Below are 21,601 nucleotides of genomic sequence, written 5' to 3'. Positions count from 1 at the left end.
GATAAGGTTGGGTTTAAATATTTTGAAAATGGGTGCAATTAAACTGCGATACCGTGAAGTTCAGGGTATTGACAACCGTTAACGTTTCAGAATAATTATAAATATTACTGGAGGTGAAGTTGGCACAGCTGTACGACTCCCCATCACGGGTAAGTACCACACATGAGTATCCAGTACCCGTTCCTGCGTTATAAAGCGTACCTCCGCTTACTGTTACCCGCACGTTGTAAACCCCCTTAGGTATAGTGGCACCGTTAAGCTGCGACCCGGTGAACAGGTAAAGGCGGGTGCCTGAGGTATTATAAAATTCGACAGTGCTGATATCGCCTCCTCCCGAAGTATAAGAGTTATAACTGAGGGTGATCGGGCCGTTACCGATGATCACGCTCGTGGTATTTGATTTTTGCCCGTATACCGGCGAAGTCACTGTCACCTGCACGGTGTACGTACCTGCTGTAGCATAACTGTGCGTAGGCGATGTAGCGCCCGTGGTATTTACCGGGGCTGTTCCGTCGCCGAAATTCCAGGTGTAGGTGATACCACCCGCGATACAGGGATTGTAGGTCGTTGCGCTGAACGTAATGCTTTGCTGGGTATTAATACCCGGCGCGGGGGCTGAGATCACCGGCTGCACAAAATCAACAAAGTTCTTGTTGGTGATATAGCTATTGCGCTGAACGATGTTTTTGTCCTGATCCCATACGTACAGGTTACGGCCCCATTGGTCGTTGCCAAAATAGGCAGATACCCCGTTGGTATTGGTCTGCGCTATTTTTTGACGCTGTACATGGTCATAGGTGATCGTATTTACCTCTGCATTTTCCGGGTAAAAAATAATATCATCAACCGATACGTTTACTGTACAGCTCAAGCTGGCCGTAAATGTAGCTGTCATATTACTTACCGGTATTGACCATTCATAATAGGTCCAGGCGCCATTACCTGCAATGTTTTTTGGATAAGTAAAGGTTTGATTGGCACTGGTTTTTAATACAATGTTGAACGTACCGGCCGTTGCCGTATTCAACCATACCGAAAAAATATAATTATTGACACCACCCTTTTTACTTACACCTGCAGTAAGCCCCTGCGTGGTGCCAAAACCGATAGCTAGGCCGGAATGGCTGCCATTGGATCCGAAGTCTCCGTCATAATTACCAGTGATCACGAAGGAGGTGCCATTGGAGTTGCTGTCAAAATCATTAAACACCACCTGGCTTGCTGTCGCGCCTTTAAACGCCGCTACAGGCTTGCCCGAGCTCCAGTCCGTAATCACCCCGCTAACGTTGCGGTTATTGTCATCGAGGCTTTGCAGAATGCCTTTGGTGTCATAGGCTACATAATTGGCCTGGGGTACATATTTAGTGCTCTCATAGGCAAAATTGTTTGAGGTAATGGCCGAGGGCACAAAGCTCGCCGAAGCGATCCCGTCAGGTGCTACATAGCCGAGTGCTTGGGATGGCTGGCAAAATGTGTTCCCGCCTACCGAAAATAGCTTATACTTGGTCAGTTTGGCCGAAGTAACTTTGGTTACTCCCGCTTTGGTCACCTGGCTGTAGCTTTCTACCAGCGCGTTCATATTGCGTTGTTTCATTTCATATAGCGCCTGGGTGGTGGTGTCGCCGCTTGCCGATGAGGCGTAATCTTTCACATATAGGTTATTGGTCAGCAATACACTGTTGTCGCTGTTGGTGGTTTGTACTTGTGTCGGAAGCTTGTGGTTTGCTGAAGCATAAACATAGGTAACTATGCTTTGTCGCGAAACAGCAAGCGTGGGGGAATCATAAACCTTATTTGATTGTGTTTTGATCAGTTCCCCTGCCGAAGCATAAAGCACGTATTTGTTATAAGCTTTCAGCCCGTTGAAATCTTCTGTTCTGAAGCCGGTGATATTTGCCGGCGTTCCTGTTCTCTGATAGGTGTAGTTGGTTTCGGCAACCAGGGTACCCGCGTCATTATAATTGGAAACTTTTTGTACCAGGCCTCTTTCGAAATCATAATTGGAAGATGGTATAAACGGGTATGAATGCACGGCGGATATGACACTGCCTAAAGCAGTGGTACAGATTGGCCGCGACACCAGATTTTTTACGGGTGCCCATTCTGCCATACTGCAGGACACACATCCGGGTGTTGCGCTATTGTCCCATTCTGTAGCAGGGACATAATATTGTGTAAGTGTAGAACCCGCGCCTGTGCTGCTTTCCCGGACATAGCCATACATAATAGTGTGATCCTCGTCTGACAGGTCGACCGCCGATAATACTGTAGAATTATTCCAGTAAGCGCCCCCGGTGGCTGTACCGGTGTAGGGTATCGTAAAAGCGTATACCGGCAGTGAAACGGGTTTGCCACTCGTTTTACCTGTGGCAGGGTTCAGGTAAGTGTAATTGCGGCTGATATTATGGCTTGCACTGATACCGTCGTAATCAACTATCTTTTTCACCCTGATGCCATTTCCATACATCGTATTACCTGATGGTACGTCGAGATAATCGTTGCTTTCATATATCAGCCTGGTGATCCCGCCGTTGACGGTAGTTATCGTAGCCAAAGAACCGGCATAAACCTTGCTCGTATCCGCGCTTCTGCCTGTCGTGCCCAAGGTATAGCTGTAATCTGTACTCAATGGATTGGGATAGGTGTAATTGGAGTACCTCGGAATCGCCGTATTGGAAGGGTTCACGTAAACTGACGGGATCAATGTACCAGTGGTGCTGGCTTTCGCGTACCCCCAGTAATCTATGTTCACGTTAGCGGAATCGGGTAGTGTCGTCGTATTATACCCTGTGGTTGATTGCCCGTAGTAGCTGAACTGGTAATATACCGGCGAGTTACAGCCCGCCTCGCTGTAGGTATCCAGGAATTTGCGGATATAGTCCGGTTTACCCGTCCTTATATAAGCGTCAGCCCGATAAGTAAAGGTATAGGTGCGCCCCATCCCGGTTATACCCGCGATATATGTCATATCCGTACCGTTTTTGATACTGTTATCCGGCATGACGATATCATGCGGGTTTCCGCTCCAGGTAAAATTCAACTGGTCGGTTCCGTTAGTTATTATGGAAACTACCTGGGCGTTCACCAACTGGTTCATCGTATACTGGCAGGTTTTGGTTGTGGAGCCTGCGATAAACAAATCGGTCGAATCTTTACCTCCCCTGGGCGGCGCTTGAGCATAACTCAGCGTTACCGCGTTACCGTTCGGATCGGTTACGCTGGTCAGGTGCCAGCTACTATAATACTTAACGCCCAGCTTATACTGGTTGAACTGACTGCCAAAATAGGTAACACTAACACCACTCTTCTGAACAGCCGTTTGTGTTACGGCGTCAACTGCCGAGAAAATATATTTGATACCCTGGTCATTCGTAACGGTAAACGAAGTAATAGCTGTACCCAATACCCCGGTACCGTTGTTTTTTGTATAAGTGATCTTCAGGTCCTGGTAAGTCAGGAGTTTGATGTTGCCCGAAGCGTCAAATACGAACTGTCCGGAAAGACCCGGCGCGCTCAGGTTAAATATGTCGGGCTCGCTGTCTTTGTTGTAACTGAAATTAGTATTAATATAATTGACATCCGGCACCTCATTATCGCAAACCGCTGTACCGTCGTTACCAATATTAAAACTTGAGATATTGGTATGAGGGGTGTTCAGCCAGCCCAATAACGATGTGGTACCATCATTGGCTACTGTACAATCATCAGGCAGCCCCCTGACCTGCCTGCTTACCTGTCCACCTACCTGGAGGTTCCAGCCCATGCCCGCAGTGCTTTCCACATCTTTGGGTTTAATACCTGTGGCGTAATAGGCCAGGCCAACGGGAACCGACACACCGCCTTTATGGATCTCGGTCACGGGGATGGTAACGATCCCGGCACCTGTTAGTGTGTTCACATTTACCCGGTGCTGGGCAAATGTTGTTCTGCTGAAAAATAAGAAGATAATGATAAACTGGAAGCGTATAAAATTTCGCATAATGCAATAGTGATAAACGGGTTTGATTGAGAGGCCTTCATTGGAATATGGCTCGCCGTTACCAAGCAGTTCCTATGGAGGCTCCTGACTATTTTAGAAAAGAAAGGGAGCGTTAATGAAGGACATTAGATTGCGCTTTGTTATGACTGAAATGACCTTGAAAGTAAAAACTACGGGACAACCCGGACTGGTAATCTTGAAAAGTGAATGAATGCATCGTGATAGGATTAAATCATGCTTACTAAAATAAACAAGCTTATTAATATTTCAAAGCTTATTTAATATTTGTTAAATTATTAATGTATGGAGGTGTCCAGGTTCGCAAGCTTTAATTGCACCGATATGTCAGCGATGGGCCTTAGCAATATCAAAAACTCCGTACCGCACATACTGTTGCATACGATGATATCAAAAATTGGTCGGGCGCATCAGACACGGCATCAGTGCCTAAACACCACGCATACCCTGCAAGTGTAGTGGTGGAACTCCAAAAATGCCCTGGTGCCAGCCCAAGCGGAGTGTCATAGAGGTTTTTCTTCAATTGTGATAACTCATCAATTGAGGGTAAGTACCAATCGCTATATCCATTTTTGTCGAGGTTGTAACAGGTTAATGCCGCATAGGCAATTATTGGGGAGGTGCCATATTGGGAAACAATTTTGTTGGTATTGGCATTGCCGGTACCAATTGCTTTGCCGGTAGTAAACAGGGCGCCAGAGTTATTATCACCGATCCATTTCGGCCCGCCACCGAAGTTATAGACAAGCGCATCAAGATCAGCAACCAGGCCATGCTTGCCGGAACCGTCGACGTAAAACAAAATGCCTCCGTTTATAGATTCGCCATACTCCATGCTGGATGGTTTGGTAGTAAAGGAGAGTTCTTTGCCGTATATCACTGGGTCGAAATCGGCGGCCCGGGCGACAACCCGAATATAGTAAGTCGTTCCGCCTGCAAATCCGGCTCGCTTGAATCGAATCTTCCCGGCTGACTGCTTTCCGAGGGTGAAATACTGATTTGGATAGTCGGCAATATTGGCATGCGACTTAGTGTCCCAAACAAAGCCAACGTGTACCGCGGTTTGCAGTTCCGGCAAGCTGACAAGTTCCCCCTTGATGACGGCATGACCGGAGGTAACAGAATCGACCGAGGTTGTGGTGACAGCTCCTTTGTTGGTCGGTTCTATATTAATGTGCCCACCGTTGTTCATGTTGTCGAGAGTGTCGGAGGTGCCTTTGCCGCAAGAAATCAATAATATCATTGCACTCGTAAAGAGAACGGTATACGATATCAACAAAAATGCTTTTTTCATTTTGAGTGTGTGGGTTTAGTGCACCACTAAGTTCGTGCGCTCTATCGCCCAATCCAATTCACTTTGTGCATACTTTATGCAAATCCTGCATAAAGTATTGCCTTAAGAAAAAACACCGGAACTCCCGGTGTGTATGTTTATAGTGCATCAAACAAATTTCCCTGCACTCCTTTTTCTGAGGACTGTCCTATTGGCTCAGATGGATTAGTAAATCCTTGCTGTGAACGGTTTTCCTTCGAGCGCAGCCAAATGCTACTTTGTTCAGGATCAGTAAAAGGCTTATAGTAGGGGTGATGGTGGCCATTCAAAAGAATGGTGCCGACGATGTACCCTTGGAAGAATTTGTTGGAAAGCGAATCCATGTGTACGATCTCACCTGTCAACGAATGCAACAACATATTCATCAGTGCCATTTTGCAACACAGCGGATCAATGTCTGCGCCATAGAAGAGTTGGTGCCGATTGCGCTTTGCCGCAGACAGCAGCATTCTTCCTGATCCGCAGGCCGGGTCAAGTACCTTGTCTCCTTGTTTTACGTTGCTATCGTAAACAAGGGCTGTCAGCAAATCCGCTATTGGGTCAGGAGTGAAGAATTGCCCGTTTTTGCCTTTTGATATTAGGGTTTCATACAGCTCACCCAACGGATCATTGAAGTTTTCAAAACGTTCTCCTACCTCGATAAGCATGTTCGAGAGCAGTTTCCGCTTCGGGTGGCTTATGAGTGTTTCAAGTGCCTGTTTTTGCTCGTCGCCGGTTTCGTAATATCGAAATCCTAAGAGAAAGTAATCAATAAAGTCATTAAGGGCTACAGCATAGTTTTGCGTATACGCGTACTGCTCAAAGAGGCTCAGAAGTTTGTTGATATTATTCATATTGAGATTATGTGCGATTTGCGTATAGTATCGCACACTTTCTCTTGGAGTGTAATATAAGTTAGGACTGTTGACATTAGGCACTACTACATGATATCATTGGATTGCGTTTGGAGGGGTCGTTACTCCGTCACGGTTAAAGACAAAACTGTAACCAAGCACACAAAAAGACACCTCTTCGGAGGTGCTTTTTTGTTATTTTTTATGATCGTGCCATTTCCGCTTGGCGAATGATTTCCAACTGTTCCTTGTTTGCCTGTCGGGCAGCAGCCAAAAAAACCTTCTTTCTTTCTGCCGAAGAAGCTTCCCTGAAAAATCTGGAAAAATTGCTTGATTTTTCTTTTGTTTTGGTCTTTTTTGGAAAGATTTTCTCAAACATGGTTAAAGATTGATTAATGCTTCGAGATCATCCTGAGTATACTTTTCTGATATGTAATTGTCAATGACATCCACATTCCGGTGATATTCGACATCGGTACCTTCCATGTTTTTAATAACAAGGTCGACTCGGATGGCATTCCCAAACTCCTTTTTCAGAGCGTTGACGTTTTTTCTGGCCGCAAAATATTGCTCTATAAAAGCCTCCCTTGGGATCGTTCTTCCGTCTTTCTGCTCGCGAGCCTGTACGAACTTCCATGCCTGTATCGGTTCCTGATAAACATACACTATCTGTACCAGTCGGCCGCGGTGAAGTGAACGCTCTATGTTTTGTCTCGCCTTGTCGAGATGAGAAAAGGTGCCGTCAAAAAAGAAACTCTGTTTATTTTCAAGTGCCATGTCTTGAATTTTTTCCGCCAGTATGGACGTTGAAGCCATAAACAAACTCGAATTTATTCCATTATATTCCTTAAATACGGAACGAAGATCATCGGTGTCAATTCGTATCACAGACTTCTCATCCGTAGTAATTTCCTTAATAAGACTTCTTAATGTTTCAGTCTTTCCCGCTCCTGGCGATCCCGCCATAAAAATTGACACAGGAAGGTCATCCGGTGGGAAAGTTGATTTATCAGTGAGTTCTTTTGCAATAGCTTTCTTGTTTGCTTTTGCAAATTCTACTGCTCTCTCAACTATAGCTGATTCTTCATCACTCATGTATGAAGTTTAGCACGATAATGATGTCGGAGAAGATTTATTCTTTTTTGAAGATATAAAGCCGTAATCTACTCCTCTTTTAAGGGGTGGAGGTAGTTTTATAACAAAGGAAAATGGGATAACTTTATCATTATTATGTTGTGGTATTTCCTTACCGTACCTATCGTTAAGTTTGACATTGATATTTTCCATCGGAATAAATCCGCTAACTACTAAATGTTCTTGATTTCCGACGACCTTATCTATAACAGAGCGTACTATGCCCTGTTTTTCAATAAAATTCAAGCCTGCAAGCCCAGTCATCACTTCTGTGGCAAAATCTTCTACTTCGTTCTGATCTGGTATATTCAGCGTTTCCAACTCTCGTTCTGCTTCCCTTGCATTTTGTATTTGCATTTCCAGTTTTGTAATATGAGCTCTAACCGGTTCAGAATATTCCTGCAATTGTTCTATTGTAAAAAGCCCTTGGCCGTAAGCTTTTGTGTATCGTGACTGTTCTTCTTTAAGTTTGCCAATCTCCTTAATCAAAGGCTCAATATTATCTACAACAGATACTGTTTTTTCCCGAGTATTATTTAGCCAATCTTCGATCTGCTGTTTTAGCAATTCCGGCGACGTCATGAGAGCAGTTAGTTTATCCCACACGAGTTTATCAGCAATGCGAGCATTGACGCCGCCCTCAAAGCACGTTCGAGGTAGTGGATGTTTTAACACTCTATCTGCACAGCGATAATAAAGGTGTTTGCCGTGCTGGGGACCTTCTCCTGTTCTTGTCTGACCACATGTACACCGTATTACGCCAGCCAACAAATAGTCATTTTTCTTATTTCGCTGTGACATACGGGAGTTTATTGACAATTGGTATTGTGCTTGGTCGAAAAGCGCTTGATCGATAATAGGAGGAATGGGAATAATAAACCATTCTTCTTTCGGTTTGATTACTCTGCTGCTTTTTAGCACTCGTTTGTATTTCTGAACTTTGAGCGGTTTTTTAGGCGCAACCGCTGTCGTGCTTCCCCATTTGCCTTCGCCGATATATCCGCGATGACGTAGTAAGGTGGTAAGGGTGCTGGTATTCCACACTCCCCGCTTGCTCTTACGCGGCTTAATTCCAAGTTCCTGTAACCGTGTCGTTACTTTTCTGACTGTTAATCCTTCATTGGCGACCATTGAAAAGATAAGCCTCACTGTGTTTGCTTCTTCTTCGTTGATTATATAGTACCCATGTTGAAGTTCTTTTTTGGGGATATAGGTATATCCATAGAGCGGCGCACTCACTAAGATATGTCCCCCTTTTACCTTGCGAAGCTTCCCCAGTCGGAAGCGTTCAGTTATTTTCGCTCGTTCATATTCCGCAAACAAACCGCGCACCCCGTATAAAATTTTATCTTCACTGTTTTCCGGGGTAGTAACAGTTATAAACATCACCTCAATTCCCGCTTCTTTGAGTTCATCAATTACAAGCTCCTGATAGGAGTATCGTCGCGCCAATCTGTCGGGATCATAGATTAAGACGCCCTGCCAAAGGTTGGCTTTTGCATCTTGACGCAATTGGTCGAGTGCGGGACGCTTCAATGTATCGCTTGTCCAAAACTCATCGAGATATTCTTTGACAATGATATAGCCGTTGTCTTTCGCATATTCATGCATGACTAAAAGCTGATTTTCTATGGTCTGCTCTTTCTCTTGATTTGCCGTCGACACGCGTGCGTACACTGCTATTAGTTTGGTGGTACTCATAGTTTATTGCCTCGTTTATTAATGATTGCTTCAAAAAGTATAGCATAGGCTTTCGCCAATTTTTCAGCGTCTTCTACGTACACGTATTCAATGACAGGCTGTTCGAGCTTTTGCCGCCTTTTCGGCTTAGGGTGAAAAGTAGGAGGTGTAGATTGTGAGGAAAATTGAGGCTTAGTCATAGGCAAAAAATAAAGTCGTATGCCAATATCGTTTCAATTTTCGCCGCAGTTTTTTAGTCTCCCGTTTTTAAAGAAGCGTTTATCAAAAGGAGACTAACGAGGCATTGATAAGTTTTATAGGCTTAATACATGTATAACTTCAAATATTTCTCCCCGATCGGCGTCACCAACTGGCGCAACCACAATCAGCTTTTTGGAATTAAGCCAAACGACAAATTAAGCCACATTTTCGTGCTTGGAAAATCCGGCACCGGAAAAAGTCATTTGCTCATCAATATGGCATGCGATGACATATACAAAGGGCAAGGAATCTGCGTATTAGACCCCCATGCCGATACAGTTAAAGCAATATTGTGCCGGATTCCTGAAAACAGGAGAAACGATTTGGTGTATTTCGATGCCACTAATACCAACGCATTGCCAGCGTTTAATCCCCTTGCCAACGTGCCGGAGCACCAACGGCAATTGGTCGCCTCTGAAATGATAACTACGTTTAAAAAGCTGTTCTTGGATTCGTGGGGCAATAGGATGGAGTATATCTTGCGATTTGCCATTGTGACGTTATTGGAATACCCCGGCGCGACATTGCTTGATATAAATACCCTGCTGACAGACAAATCATTTCGGGGCAAGGTACTTCAAAGTGTCAATAATCCCTATATCTGTTCTTTTTGGGAAACGGAATATGAAATGCAGTCTGCAAGCACACAAGCCAGCACCATTTTGCCTATCTTGAACAAGATAGGCGTATTCCTTGCGAATGACACATTGCGGGGCATTTTCGGACAGCAAAACGGTATCTCATTTGACCAGTGCATGAATGAGGGCAAGATCGTGTTATGCAATCTGTCAAAGGGAGAGGTTGGCGAAGACGTGGCAACAGTGCTTGGCAGTTTTATTACTACCGCTATACAAAATGCGGCAATGCGAAGAGCCTCTATTCCCGAATCACAGCGAAAGCCTTTTTACCTATACATTGATGAGGCGCAAAATTTTGTGTCAACTTCTTTTGCTACCATGCTTCCACAGGTTCGCAAATTCGGCTTAGGGTTGTTTTTGGCGAACCAACATCTTAGCCAGCTTGATAGCGAAACGAGAGGTGCAATACTTGCTAATTTCGGTTCGTTAATAATCTTTCGCATTGGCTTGGAGGATGCCAAGGTGATGGAGCGAGAGTTTTACCCGATATTTACCTATGATGACTTTATCAGTCTGCCGAAGTATCATATCTACATAAAATTGCTGATTGACGGAGCGGAGAGTAAAGGATTTAGTGCGGTGACAGTCGAAAGGTTCGGATAATAAATATTACTTTATTTCATAGGTTCTTGATTTACATTGTTCGACTAAAAAATTTCCTTTGTCAACAGTATCGTAACATCCGTCACAATTAACAAGGCTCTGATCAGCGCGAGGCTGTCTGGTTGCCACAAAATTGTATCGGCGACCATAAGCAATCAATCCATTAATACATTTTGATTCACCTGGTTTAAGATTAAATGTTAAATCGGAACCAAAATCGTGCATCCCATTCGATAGGTAAACGTAATCTACAGTCACACTTAAGTTATCTTTTGAGGAGTTTCTGAAGCAATAATCGCCAGTATGCTGACTCGCGCATTCACTGCCTACCGTTTGTGGGCTGTTCTTTTGTTCGTTTGAATTTAGCGATCTGTTAAAGCCCTGATTTGAGCTTCCTGTATTTACACCAAGCAGTTCGTTAATATTATCATTTCTAACAACGTCGCCCTTTGTTGCTGCTAAGATGTTGCCGTCAACGTCCAGTGCCTGTAACGTAATTTTAATATTTTGTGGTAAGACGGCGATGGTCCCGGTAATCAGAATATTTATATCAGATAGCTTTTTGAACTGTGTTAATGTGGCCTGATTAATAAAACCCTCAGTCCTTAGCTTGTTCTCCTTTATTAGCGTACTTAATAGATTTCTATTCGCTACGTGGAATTTATCAGAAAGGTTAATAGAAATGTCTTCGGCGACATATTTGCCAATTGGTGACACACCGCCGTCCAAATCGGTTAATTCCCAAACCGCCATTTTTAAAGAAGTATATCTGGTAAGCTTTACCGACAATTGATCGGTTAAGTGCTGTAAGCTTGAATCAAATGATGCATTTGCTCCTTGAGCTTGTACCAACTGGATCCTGCTTGTCAATATTAGCAAAATGACGAGAACGAGCTTTCTCATAAGGAGCATTTAAAATTTATTTTTTATTATTTGATAAAAAGCCTGCGATGCATCCTCTCTGGCTTCTGAGTCTGTCCAACCATTGCCGTGTATTGTATCAACGAATGACTTTTCAATGGTTCCAGTTTTTAGGTTCACAAGGTTGACGATATAGGTAAAATCAGATGTCAGCATATTGGCTTCGACCTGGTTAGGCCTGATTCTGGTTGAATGAGTTCCTATTAGAAGGTAGTCAGCATACTTGCTCAAATTAAGCTCATTTATGTAGGTGAGATTTCCGCTCCGAAGCTGGCTCCCGAGTTCGTCGATATAATAATATTTCGAAAAGAATGATGGTGTGGCCCGATATCCTTTTTCGATGGCAATACTATTGAGTTTAAGACTTGAAATTTCATCAAAGCTACCGTCATCATAAGTAATATTGACGATCATGTCTTTTGTTTGTAGGTCATTAATAAAGGAATTATTAATAATATAATTAACTCCTTTATGAAAGCTTTTTTGTCTCATGGCTTTCTTTTTATACGTATTGAAGTGTCTTGGATGAGCAATAGCTACTGCGTTTGCCGGGATAAAGCCGAATGCATGATTAGGAAGCATTATTTCGTACCATCCATTAATCATGTCATTAACTATTACTAAGCGACCGCTTGAATAATGTTCACTGCTTATGATACTACTATTTTCAAAAGGGGCTTGCCGAACAAACACTTCTTCACTTACGGCGTAAATTGTCCCTGGAATTTGTATGATTTTTCCATTTTCTAAAATTATTCTGTTGTTATCAAGCAATTCGGCAAATTTTGTCATTCTGCCGTTTTTTATAATCCCCAAATCACCTGATTCAATCATTCTAACGCTGCTAATTTCCTCGGCCACAGCTTCAGCACTAACAATCCTTAATAAGCCTGTTCCCTCTACTTCAAAACCGGCGGCTCCTAATTCTGATACTTCTCCTAATTCAAGTAAAGCCATACAGCCTGAAAGCGATGAAATACCCCCGATCAATATAATTACTAAAAAACAGCGGATCAATATTTTCATATTGGGGGTCAGTTAATGGGTTATAAGTCAAATAAATATCAATTTATTTTTTCATAATTGCAATAAATATTAATGATATTGTCGTCTGGAAAGTGTTGCATCACAACAATGGAATAATTAATACTGAAATAGGTTTTATGTTGTAATTCAATAGAGGAAAAATGAGAAAAACATTATCTTTTTTGCTTTTAGCTATAGCCATTTTTACAGCTACTGAATGCTATTCGCAAGCGTCAAATGGCAACTCAATTAATGCGGGATATTATAATTTCAAATACTCTGAAGGTGATTATAAAATTGCTAATGGCACTCTTTACTATAAGAGTAACATTGCATCAGTCAAATCGGCCCTATTTGGTGGAATAACTGACGATTCAGAGCGAGGGAATTTAAAAGTTAAAAGTAATGGGAATTTATCAACGGTTGTACTTATAGACGGATTTAAGCGCGTGGATGATAGCTTTTCTTTTATTTATTCAACTTGCGTCACATTTGAAAATGGTGAAGTGTTTGAAAAAAAGGAAAATATAGCCAACATCAACAAAAATGAACCATTTCAGTTTGTATTTATGTATAATACACCTACGTTGAAAAAAGGAAATCTATCGAGAGTTTTTTATATGAATTTTATCGTAAAAGACAGATTTTCTGATGCAGTAGTGCAGGGCTTTTACAAGTTCTCTCTATTACCACAACCCTAATAATCCTATCACCATACTTCTACTAAAAGCTTGACAAATTACATCATCTGTGATATGATTTTGTTATAAGTTCCTTGCAATCGTTTTATGGTTTTTCCAGAAATTCTTCTACGGAGTTTGCGGTAAAACCATAAAACATCATGAAAACTCAAAAAGTAGTACTTATCGCAGCTTTTATCCTATTATTCTCAATTGTTGCTAATGCCCAAAGTTACACCAAGGTCGTTTTGTCTCAACGGACAACTCTTAAAGAAGCTATCGTTACCTATTCCATTACCACGTTTGATAATACCTATCAGATACAAAATTGGATTAGTAAGCTGACAAAATCGCAACCTAACGGTTCCACAGGAGTATTAAACAATTCGAGAGGAAACCTTTTTCTCCTTCAGGAGAATAATGGTGATGGATCGGCAACAATCACTGCCTATATGGTGTTCTGGTCTACCAGATCACAAAGCTGGCATATTGATGCAATTGATATATCGGGCATTAACCATCTTGGTGAAGGAGTAACGATCTTCAGCAGGGCATAAGTAAATGTACAGGTATAGAGTTATACCTGTAAGCCACACATTCATTTGTGTGGCTTTTTAGATTAATTCACTACAAAGGATCATGAATATTATCCCCTCTTTGTGAGTTCATAAAGTTTGATTATTTGAAATTATTAATTGTTATCGCTTTCAAGTCCTCCATAAAGTTCGACATTTGGCTCGTTCCTTCTACGAAGAAAATGAAAAGCCTTGAATCGAAAGATTTGAGGCTTTTTGTTTTAATTAAACCGTCTTCACGGTTGGAGCGACAGAAAACGGACACTTTTCTCCAATGAGAAATTTGTTGAACAGGCAATAGCGAAGCTTGAGGGGCATAATTTATAATCCGTAGGTTCGGGCTCTAACATATTTATTTTCCCATATCTTTCAGGTCGCCCTGGTGCCAGTAGATCATATACCGGGCATCATGTAATTTGTAAAAAGGGATCAGTTCCAAGCCTTTGAACTTAGCAGGACTGATCAGTTCAGGCGCAATGAAAGTTTGTGGTTTTCCGGCTACTGGTTTCAGGTACTTTTCAGGATCAGGCTGGTTGGTTGCCAGTATAGGAGCCTCATTTAATGGATATGTTTTACCACGGGCGCGATAACCTCCAAACTGGTCTCCATCTGCAATTAAGTTATCAAGATCGGTAGTATCCGTTTTAGCCGCTAATACAATGGGCCCGTTTAAAAAAGCTATATAATGCGAGCTATCCGGTAATGCTTCGGTGCTTAGTTCCATGGGTAAACGGATTGCAATTTCATCGCCTTTTTTCCACTGCCTGTTAAGCTTTACATATGAGCCGGGGCGGGCATTAACGGCTATTTCAGTACCATTGATCTTTATTTGCAGCCTGCCAGCCTTTACCCAATGTGGGTAACGGATGTTAATGTCAAATTTACCGGTCCTCACGGCTTCAACTAAAAGTTTGGTAGTTTCCTCGTCCGGAAATTTTGTTTGCTGAGAAAGTACAAGCCCTTGTGCAGCCCAGTTTAACCGGGAAGCGATAAACAGGTTTACGTACAGATTTTTTTGCTGATAGCTATAGATGAGCTCGCCATATTTGCCATGGTTTTCCATGCCCGAACCAACACAACACCACATATCAACCTGTGGCTGAGAATAAACGCGGTAGTGCCGCGGGCGCATGGAGGTGTAATAAACAAAGCCACCGCGTGCGGGGTGCTGGCTCGAAAGGATATGGTTAAACAAAACCCGCTCATAGAAATCTATATACTTTACATCTGCAGCCTTTTCAAAAAGATGGCGGGTTAGTTTAAGCATATTATAGGAGTTACAAGTTTCCGGGCCCGCAATATCCGTGATCATTTTAGTGAAATTGCCCGTTGGGTTAAAATGCTCATTTACACTGTTGCCGCCTATTACTACCGAACGGTTATTTACTACCGTTTCCCAGAAAAACTGAGCAGCCTTGCCATAATCGGCATCGCCACCAACTTCCGAGATGCGCTGGAAACCTACGGCTTTCGGGATCTGCATATTGGCGTGCAGTCCATTGAGCTCGTCATGCCCCTGGATCAATGGGTTTAAGATCTCTTTATGTGAGAATCTCCGGGCCAGGGTGAGGTATTTATTCTGGCCGGTTATAACCGATACATCGGCAAAAACTTCGTTTAAGCCACCCTGTTCAGAAATCAGCATGGTTTGGATCTGCTGATCAGTTAATTTGAGGGAAACACCATAGATATAGTCTGTTAACCGTATCAGTATTTCTTTTGCCTGGGTTTTGCCGGCGATCAGGTAAGCATCGCGTAAGCCTGCAAAAAGTTTATGAATGTTATAAAGTGGTACCCATTTTTTATTCAGGGCGAAGGTGTCGGCTTCAATTTTACCGGCGGCAATATCCTTCCACATAGCCGTGCCACCGGGAGTGCCTCCCAGGTAACCGCTACCTGTTTTATCCTGGGCGCGTTTTAGTTCGGCAAGCATATAATCCAACCGGCGGTTTAATTCTGCATCGTGGGTGGCGGCATACATAAAAGACAAGGCCGATAAATAATGCCCGCCAATGTGGCCATCCAGCCCTGTGTTCTCCCAGTTTTCATAACTTTTCTTTTTAGGTTTGAGCCCTGCTTCAGTAAGATAAGGAGCGAGCAAACGATCGGGGTCTAAAGCCAGCATGTATGCCTTATCTGTTAATTGCGCATCCTTAAACACACCTGGCCGCAGGGTGACCTGTTGGAGCTGAAATGAATGCAGCGACGTTTGTACCTGTGCGTGAAGGGGAATGGAAAAGCAAACTAATATGGAGAACAGCGTTAAAAAACGATGAGTTATTTTCCGGGTCATCATGATTGGGTATTACATTGGGTTAGCGGTACTAAAGTAGGTAATGTTTTTATTAATTGTTATTTTAACACCCATTTTGCTTTTTTTGATGAAGCAAATGAAATAATAGTATCAGATTTAATCATCTTTTTTACATTTTGATTACTATCCGTGGAAATTTTTACCTATCATTACAAAATGCATGTTGTAATTGGTTCCAAACTCCTCCTTGTAGCTTGTTTATCACTTATGAAGCCGGCAAAGCCTGCCGTACTTCACGCATCAAAAAAACATAAAGCAAATAAAACGGTAAAATCGCATAGCCATGCGAGGCTGAGGCATCATTATGCCGAAGTTGAGGCCAATTATGAAACCGGCGAAACCACACCCGACGAGTTGGTTGAATTTGCCCAAACCCTGAAAGGCGTTAGGTATCGGTATGGTTCAAGCAACCCGGAAAAAGGTTTTGATTGCTCGGGTTTTGTTAATTATGTTTTTACCCATTTCGGCATCTCTATCCCCCGCAGTTCATCGGATTTTGCGCCGGTTAAGGGGATTGATATTAAAGACGCCAAATTTGGCGATCTGATTTTGTTTACCGGAACCCGCAGTCACAATTACCACAGTGCAGGGCATATTGGTATTGTGATATCACAACCTGGTGAACCATTGGTGTTTATCCATTCTACATCGGGTGATGAAAATGGCGTTACTGAAACCGCCATGAACGAACGTTACCAGCGCAGGTATATTAAAACCATCCGTGTGTTTAAGGAAGAGTCTCAACCACAGGAAGAGGATGAAGATGCTGTTCCTGATACGTTAGAAGAAGCCCGTTAATCTTAATGTAGAGACACATCACATGCGTCTCCCGTTTGCAGGTTGCAAAACATGTAAGCCTGCTCTGTGCATTGTAAGATGTGTAACCCCTTGTGTGTTTTATTTAATTGATTATTAGTTATTTGAAAGTATATTTCTGAATTTGTGTTAACCCTGTTAACCCCCATTCCCCAATGATGCATCTCTATATTTTCCTGCTCTTTAATAACTTCTCTTTACCAATCGTTGGTCGATAAAAAGATATCCAACGAAGCCAACAACCAGCGCCAATAATACCCATTTAAAGCTGATCATAGCGTTTAGAAACATATCACCACTTTCTGGGCTCATTATCGATAGCAACCCATAGGCCAGGGCCAAACCCGCTGCAAATATCCCAAGCGCCAACAAGTTAAAGCGCAGATCGTTTTTACGGTTGATTTGTTCCTGCAGTTTTCTCCTAACGTTAGCGGCAAAACTCATAGGCAGGCCTTCTTTTGGCTCGGTACCCAGTGCGGTAAATAAGTTTTGATAAGCGAGCAGATCGTTCTTATCTTCTTCCGAAAGTGTTTTGTTATCCGGAACCAAGCCGCTGTTCAATAGTTCCTGTAATTCGTCGTCATCCAGCTCTTTCATATATTTTCTTTCTTAAGGTCTTTTTCAATTTTCTCTTTCAATAATTTTCGCGCCCTGAAAAGATGGCTTTTCACTGTTCCTTCCGGGATGCCCGTGATCTCTTCGATCTCAGCACATGAAAACTCATTTAGGTGGTACAGCGTTAACACTGTTTTATATTGATGCGGCATTTGCTCAATAAGCAGGTTAACATAAGCTGCGCTATTTTTTTTTATCAGTTCCTGTTCGGGGTTTTCATCTGTAAAATGATAATTATCAATATTTTCGGGATATTCGGCAGGGAAATTGTTCTTGTTCTTTTTTAAATAGTTTATAGCCGTTAAATAGGCTATACGTGCTATCCAGGTTGACAGTTTCGACTGAAACTCAAACCGGTGCAGGTTTTGGTGAATCTTAATGAAAACTTCCTGGCATATATCCTCCTTGTTTTGCTGGTCTTGCACCAGCCGGTTTATCACAAAGAAAACCAGCTTTTCGTACTGCTTTACCAGCAGTTCAAAAGCCCGGAGATCTTTATTTAATATTCTGGATACAACCTCGTGTTCATTAAACATATTACAGTAGTCAATATATAAGGTTTAGCGGTTGCAAAAAAGAATAAAAAATATTTAAAAATAATTGCAACCGCGGTACAGCATGTGTTGACTACTGTAGCAAATACTTAAACAAACAAGATCATGAAACAGTTAATGCCATTCATCGTAATCATTGTATTCTTTATACTGATAGCCATATTCATACTTGCCCTTTATAATTACATGCTGAAAAAACGCATTATTAAATCGGGGCCGCTGGATGAGAACAGCGTGAAATTTCTGTCCGAGTTAAACTCAGGCAACGAGGCCTTAAAATGGGGGCTCATCCTTCTTTGCGCCGGTATAGGTTTTATAGTAATGCAATTCATCCCCTACAGTGCCGAAGATTCGCCCGTTCCTTACGGAGTTGAAATGATCTTTATCTCAGCCGGCTTTCTAATCTATTACCTGCTGCTTCGCCGCCGTAAGGATTAAATAATCAGCCTGATTTATTGTACTAAGCGGGCGGTTTAATCGCTTGTGCCATCAAATTTTAAAGGGAGAAGTTCTTTCCGGGAATCCTTTTGCCTAAAAAATCAACCAAAATCTAACACCCTCACAAATATGAAAACTAAACAAATAGCAATACAGTTCATCATGATGATAGCTGTGTTAATCATTTATAACCTCAATAGCTATAGCCAAACCCCGGTGCAGGTAAAAGGGGATATTGCTGATTCAGTAACCAAAGCGCCTTTGCCATTGATAACCGTACGGCTAAAGAATGCTGCCAATGAAACCATTATGGTTGCTGTTACTAAAGACGATGGCTCCTTCAGTTTTGCTTCGGTACAACCGTCAAACTATTCGCTGTCGATTAACGCTATTGGCTATAGCTCAAAAACAATAGCCCTCGATCTTACACATCAGCAGCAAACACTGGTGCTAAAACCGGTTTATTTGAGTGATGTAATGACTAACCTGAAAGAGGTTGCCATAACCGCCGAAAGACCGATTATCAGGCAAAAGGCCGACAGAATAATTTACGACCTGAAGGCGGATCCTGAAAGTAAGGGAAATAATGTACTAAGCATGATGAGGAAAATTCCTTACCTGTCATTGGATGGGGATGATAATTTACTGCTTAAAGGAAATTCAAGCTTTAAAGTGCTTATTAATGGTAAGCCCTCCGGCAGTTTGGAAAGCAACCTTAAAGCCGTTTTAAAAAGCATACCGGCATCAACCATTGAGCGGATTGAGGTGATCACCATACCGCCATCAAAATATGATGCCGAAGGTTTGGCGGGCATCATTAACATCATCACCAGCAAAAAAGTCAACGATGGTATCAATGGTTCTGTAAATATCAATGAAAGCTTGCCTACAGGTGGCCCTGGCATTGGAGGTTCTGTTACGGCTAAAAAAGGCAAGTTTGGTGTTTCTGCTTTTGGCGGTGGCAGCATCAACAATTCGCCGCAAACCTATAATACCAACAAACGTGTTGATACTGCCGGTACAACGCTGGCGCAAACCGGTTATCAACATTCAAATAATAAAACCGCATATTTCGGAACCGAATTAAGTCTGCAGATAGATACACTGAATTTATTAACCGCCCAGTTCAATTATAACGGCAGCCGTGCAACCGATCATAACGGGCAGTCGTCTCTGCTAACCGGCGATAGTCAGCCTGAGCAATACCGTTTTCAAAACAATAATAAGGCCACCAGCCACGGCATTGATGCAGGTATCAATTATGAATTGGGCTTTAAAGGAGTTAAAAACAGGCTACTTACATTCTCATACATGTACAGCAGCAACACAAATAACAAAAATGGCGACGTTCAATTTTTTGACAGGGTAAATTTCCCGGGCCCCAATTTTCAACAAAGCGATAAACAAAAATTTAAAGAACACACTGTACAAGTTGATTTTGTTACCCCGGTAAATAAAATGACCATTGATGGCGGCATTAAAGCTATATTCAGGAATAACAGCAGCGATTTTAGCTATAGCTCATTAAATGAAACAACTGGTATATATGAGCATGATGCAGCGCAGTCAAACGCGTTTACCAATACCCAAAATGTATTTAGCGCTTATAACTCCTATCAATTGGCTTTAAACAGTTGGAACATCAATGCCGGTGTGCGGGTTGAGGAAACCGTGATCCGGGCTGATTTCATGAGCACGGCATCTGTGGCCGATCAAAACTATTTTAACATTGTTCCTTCTGTTTCGGTAAGTAAAAGATTTAAAGACGAAAGCAGTATCAACTTCGGTTTTTCGCAAAGGATCAGGAGGCCGGGAATCAACAGGCTTAACCCTTATGTTGACCGCTCAAACCCTAATTATGAAGTTACCGGTAACCCCAACCTGAGACCTGTTTTATTGAACGATATCCAGCTTGGGTATGGCAGCAATAAAAAATTATCAGTAAACATCGGGCTCGACTATTCGTTCATGAACAACCTCGATTTGCAGGTAGTTAATTTTGACCGGACCACCCAGGTTACACAAGTTACCTATGCTAATACCGGCAAGGCCAGCAGTGCAGGCGTTAATTTTAACCTTAGTTACCCTGTGACTAAAATTTACAACGTAAGCCTCAATGGTAATATGATGTACTTGTGGCTGCAAGGCCAGGCCGGTGGAAAATTAGTGAACAATAACCTGCTGATGTATGGGGCCACGCTATCAAACGTAGTACGCCAGAACCATGGCTGGGCCCTGAATGCCGATTTGGGTATAAATAGCCGCAACCCTACAGGTTTACAGGGGTATACCAACGGCTTTTTTTACAGCGCATTAAATTTCAACAAGGATATTGTAAAAAATAAGTTCAGTATCTCTGGGGGGATCAAAAATCCGTTTACCAAATACCGCAACAGTGTAAGCAAAACATTTGGTCCTCAATTTAATCAAACCTACCAAAGCATGAATTATTACAGGTCATTCAGCATCAGCCTGAACTACAATTTTGGAGGCTTAAAAGACAGGATCAATAAAAACAAAACAGGGATTGAAAATAGTGATGTGGCTAATTGATAGAAGAATATCTTGTTATCACAAAGGCCTCAACTGTTTTAGTTGAGGCCTTTGTGATTTTGATCAAAACATTTTTTTTGGGTAATAAATTTTATGAAAAACCAGGTTTGTACAACAAAGAAAGGTACGGTTAGAGCAAAAAAATATTTCGCCATATCAGAGGCATTAGCATTGAGCCCAATATATAACGCAATAAAAAAAGGTACAATGAAATAACTCAAAAAACAGTAATATATATTATCTCTTATAGCGGGATATAAATTGAAAAATACCGTTGCGGCGCTTATTGTAAGTGCAAGGCACCAAAGTACGCCACCAATGGAAAGCAGAACAACACCTTGTCCGCCCTCAAAACTTTGCGACATCTTCCCAAAAGCAATCTGAACTATTATCAATGTCAATAAAGAACTGAACGGAAAAGTAAGCAGTAACCCCTTCCACAATAAATTAAATATTTGATCCTGTTTCATTGATATTTCTTATGTCTGAAGCAATGATAATAAAAATATAACTATCTCTGATAGCCTCTCTTGCGCCCGATTATTATCAAGTTTAAGGGAGCAGATTAACATCATCCAAATTATGCTCTGGTTACCATTTTTTTATAAAAGAACCTCAGCTTATGGTTGG

The 21,601-nt window shown here is 42.1% G+C and carries 18 protein-coding genes; 7 read left to right on the top strand and 11 right to left on the bottom strand.

Going from position 1 to position 21,601, the window contains the following annotated elements; translation table 11 throughout:
• Positions 1-13: 13 nt before the first annotated feature.
• Positions 14-3,979: a PKD domain-containing protein gene (locus tag J3L18_RS23755; RefSeq protein WP_223266215.1), complete on the bottom strand. Its 3,966-nt coding sequence runs from the start codon at positions 3,977-3,979 to the stop codon at positions 14-16.
• Between the two features lie 367 nt (positions 3,980-4,346).
• Positions 4,347-5,291: an Lcl C-terminal domain-containing protein gene (locus tag J3L18_RS23750; RefSeq protein WP_129570412.1), complete on the bottom strand. Its 945-nt coding sequence runs from the start codon at positions 5,289-5,291 to the stop codon at positions 4,347-4,349.
• 5 nt (positions 5,292-5,296) lie between these two features.
• Between J3L18_RS23750 and J3L18_RS31120 the strand changes: the two genes are divergently transcribed.
• Positions 5,297-5,434 carry a hypothetical protein gene (locus J3L18_RS31120; protein WP_129570413.1) on the top strand — a complete coding sequence of 46 codons (138 nt, stop codon included), beginning with the start codon at positions 5,297-5,299 and terminating at the stop codon, positions 5,432-5,434.
• Here J3L18_RS31120 and J3L18_RS23745 read toward each other — a convergent pair.
• The 4 genes from J3L18_RS23745 to J3L18_RS23730 all read right to left on the bottom strand — a co-directional run bounded on the left by J3L18_RS23745 (position 5,429) and on the right by J3L18_RS23730 (position 8,998).
• Positions 5,429-6,163, bottom strand: coding sequence for an HsdM family class I SAM-dependent methyltransferase (locus J3L18_RS23745; protein ID WP_129570414.1), 735 nt, complete (start codon positions 6,161-6,163; stop codon positions 5,429-5,431). The two genes, J3L18_RS31120 and J3L18_RS23745, sit on opposite strands and share 6 nt — an antisense overlap.
• Positions 6,164-6,365: 202 nt before the next feature.
• Positions 6,366-6,542 carry a hypothetical protein gene (locus J3L18_RS23740; RefSeq protein WP_189549320.1) on the bottom strand — a complete coding sequence of 59 codons (177 nt, stop codon included), beginning with the start codon at positions 6,540-6,542 and terminating at the stop codon, positions 6,366-6,368.
• Between the two features lie 2 nt (positions 6,543-6,544).
• The gene (locus tag J3L18_RS23735) at positions 6,545-7,258 is read right to left on the bottom strand and encodes a zeta toxin family protein (RefSeq protein WP_129570415.1); all 714 of its coding nucleotides are present in this window, start codon (positions 7,256-7,258) and stop codon (positions 6,545-6,547) included.
• A gap of 9 nt (positions 7,259-7,267) precedes the next feature.
• Positions 7,268-8,998 carry a recombinase family protein gene (locus J3L18_RS23730; RefSeq protein ID WP_129570416.1) on the bottom strand — a complete coding sequence of 577 codons (1,731 nt, stop codon included), beginning with the start codon at positions 8,996-8,998 and terminating at the stop codon, positions 7,268-7,270.
• 308 nt (positions 8,999-9,306) lie between these two features.
• Here J3L18_RS23730 and J3L18_RS23725 point away from each other — a divergent pair, with 308 nt between their 5' ends.
• The gene (locus J3L18_RS23725; RefSeq protein WP_129570417.1) at positions 9,307-10,479 is read left to right on the top strand and encodes a type IV secretory system conjugative DNA transfer family protein; all 1,173 of its coding nucleotides are present in this window, start codon (positions 9,307-9,309) and stop codon (positions 10,477-10,479) included.
• A 6-nt stretch (positions 10,480-10,485) separates the two neighbouring features.
• Here the strand turns inward: J3L18_RS23725 and J3L18_RS23720 are convergent, their stop codons facing one another.
• Positions 10,486-11,382: a CsgG/HfaB family protein gene (locus J3L18_RS23720; protein WP_129570418.1), complete on the bottom strand. Its 897-nt coding sequence runs from the start codon at positions 11,380-11,382 to the stop codon at positions 10,486-10,488.
• A gap of 9 nt (positions 11,383-11,391) precedes the next feature.
• Positions 11,392-12,426, bottom strand: coding sequence for a hypothetical protein (locus tag J3L18_RS23715; RefSeq protein WP_129570419.1), 1,035 nt, complete (start codon positions 12,424-12,426; stop codon positions 11,392-11,394).
• A 161-nt stretch (positions 12,427-12,587) separates the two neighbouring features.
• On the opposite strand from J3L18_RS23715, the gene J3L18_RS23710 reads away from it, so the two are divergent.
• Both J3L18_RS23710 and J3L18_RS23705 read left to right on the top strand, forming a co-directional pair.
• The gene (locus J3L18_RS23710; protein WP_129570420.1) at positions 12,588-13,127 is read left to right on the top strand and encodes a hypothetical protein; all 540 of its coding nucleotides are present in this window, start codon (positions 12,588-12,590) and stop codon (positions 13,125-13,127) included.
• A gap of 140 nt (positions 13,128-13,267) precedes the next feature.
• Complete coding sequence (locus J3L18_RS23705) at positions 13,268-13,663, top strand: hypothetical protein (protein ID WP_129570421.1); 396 nt, start codon at positions 13,268-13,270, stop codon at positions 13,661-13,663.
• 370 nt (positions 13,664-14,033) lie between these two features.
• Here J3L18_RS23705 and J3L18_RS23700 read toward each other — a convergent pair whose 3' ends face one another.
• Positions 14,034-15,977, bottom strand: coding sequence for a glycoside hydrolase family 127 protein (locus J3L18_RS23700; RefSeq protein WP_129570422.1), 1,944 nt, complete (start codon positions 15,975-15,977; stop codon positions 14,034-14,036).
• A gap of 225 nt (positions 15,978-16,202) precedes the next feature.
• Here J3L18_RS23700 and J3L18_RS23695 point away from each other — a divergent pair, with 225 nt between their 5' ends.
• Positions 16,203-16,793 (top strand): C40 family peptidase, encoded by a 591-nt coding sequence (locus J3L18_RS23695; RefSeq protein WP_189549322.1) that lies wholly within the window; start codon positions 16,203-16,205, stop codon positions 16,791-16,793.
• A 201-nt stretch (positions 16,794-16,994) separates the two neighbouring features.
• Here the strand turns inward: J3L18_RS23695 and J3L18_RS23690 are convergent, their stop codons facing one another.
• Positions 16,995-17,408 carry a hypothetical protein gene (locus J3L18_RS23690; RefSeq protein WP_129570424.1) on the bottom strand — a complete coding sequence of 138 codons (414 nt, stop codon included), beginning with the start codon at positions 17,406-17,408 and terminating at the stop codon, positions 16,995-16,997.
• Complete coding sequence (locus J3L18_RS23685) at positions 17,405-17,962, bottom strand: RNA polymerase sigma factor (protein WP_129570425.1); 558 nt, start codon at positions 17,960-17,962, stop codon at positions 17,405-17,407. The genes J3L18_RS23690 and J3L18_RS23685 overlap by 4 nt, the downstream gene beginning before the upstream one ends.
• 123 nt (positions 17,963-18,085) lie before the next feature.
• Between J3L18_RS23685 and J3L18_RS23680 the strand changes: the two genes are divergently transcribed.
• Together J3L18_RS23680 and J3L18_RS23675 are read left to right on the top strand one after the other, a co-directional pair.
• Positions 18,086-18,418, top strand: a complete 333-nt coding sequence (locus J3L18_RS23680) for a DUF6249 domain-containing protein (RefSeq protein WP_129570426.1) — start codon at positions 18,086-18,088, stop codon at positions 18,416-18,418.
• 129 nt (positions 18,419-18,547) lie between these two features.
• Positions 18,548-20,971: a TonB-dependent receptor domain-containing protein gene (locus J3L18_RS23675; RefSeq protein ID WP_129570427.1), complete on the top strand. Its 2,424-nt coding sequence runs from the start codon at positions 18,548-18,550 to the stop codon at positions 20,969-20,971.
• The last annotated feature ends 630 nt before the right edge of the window (positions 20,972-21,601 follow it).

Source organism: Mucilaginibacter gossypii, from assembly GCF_017569325.2.
In the GTDB taxonomy this organism is placed as follows: Bacteria; Bacteroidota; Bacteroidia; order Sphingobacteriales; family Sphingobacteriaceae; genus Mucilaginibacter; species Mucilaginibacter gossypii.
Note: the sequence above shows the minus strand (reverse complement) of the source record. Positions and strands in the feature narration are given on the sequence as shown.

Coding starts and splice junctions, on each gene's coding strand:
- J3L18_RS23725 (WP_129570417.1), top strand. CDS start 9,307: ATGTATAACTTCAAATATTTCTCCCCGATCGGCGTCACCAACTGGCGC.
- J3L18_RS23695 (WP_189549322.1), top strand. CDS start 16,203: ATGAAGCCGGCAAAGCCTGCCGTACTTCACGCATCAAAAAAACATAAA.
- J3L18_RS23730 (WP_129570416.1), bottom strand. CDS start 8,998: ATGAGTACCACCAAACTAATAGCAGTGTACGCACGCGTGTCGACGGCA.
- J3L18_RS23705 (WP_129570421.1), top strand. CDS start 13,268: ATGAAAACTCAAAAAGTAGTACTTATCGCAGCTTTTATCCTATTATTC.
- J3L18_RS23690 (WP_129570424.1), bottom strand. CDS start 17,408: ATGAAAGAGCTGGATGACGACGAATTACAGGAACTATTGAACAGCGGC.
- J3L18_RS23745 (WP_129570414.1), bottom strand. CDS start 6,163: ATGAATAATATCAACAAACTTCTGAGCCTCTTTGAGCAGTACGCGTAT.
- J3L18_RS23700 (WP_129570422.1), bottom strand. CDS start 15,977: ATGATGACCCGGAAAATAACTCATCGTTTTTTAACGCTGTTCTCCATA.
- J3L18_RS23750 (WP_129570412.1), bottom strand. CDS start 5,291: ATGAAAAAAGCATTTTTGTTGATATCGTATACCGTTCTCTTTACGAGT.
- J3L18_RS23740 (WP_189549320.1), bottom strand. CDS start 6,542: ATGTTTGAGAAAATCTTTCCAAAAAAGACCAAAACAAAAGAAAAATCA.
- J3L18_RS23735 (WP_129570415.1), bottom strand. CDS start 7,258: ATGAGTGATGAAGAATCAGCTATAGTTGAGAGAGCAGTAGAATTTGCA.
- J3L18_RS23685 (WP_129570425.1), bottom strand. CDS start 17,962: ATGTTTAATGAACACGAGGTTGTATCCAGAATATTAAATAAAGATCTC.
- J3L18_RS23720 (WP_129570418.1), bottom strand. CDS start 11,382: ATGAGAAAGCTCGTTCTCGTCATTTTGCTAATATTGACAAGCAGGATC.
- J3L18_RS23680 (WP_129570426.1), top strand. CDS start 18,086: ATGAAACAGTTAATGCCATTCATCGTAATCATTGTATTCTTTATACTG.
- J3L18_RS23755 (WP_223266215.1), bottom strand. CDS start 3,979: ATGCGAAATTTTATACGCTTCCAGTTTATCATTATCTTCTTATTTTTC.
- J3L18_RS23710 (WP_129570420.1), top strand. CDS start 12,588: ATGAGAAAAACATTATCTTTTTTGCTTTTAGCTATAGCCATTTTTACA.
- J3L18_RS23715 (WP_129570419.1), bottom strand. CDS start 12,426: ATGAAAATATTGATCCGCTGTTTTTTAGTAATTATATTGATCGGGGGT.
- J3L18_RS23675 (WP_129570427.1), top strand. CDS start 18,548: ATGAAAACTAAACAAATAGCAATACAGTTCATCATGATGATAGCTGTG.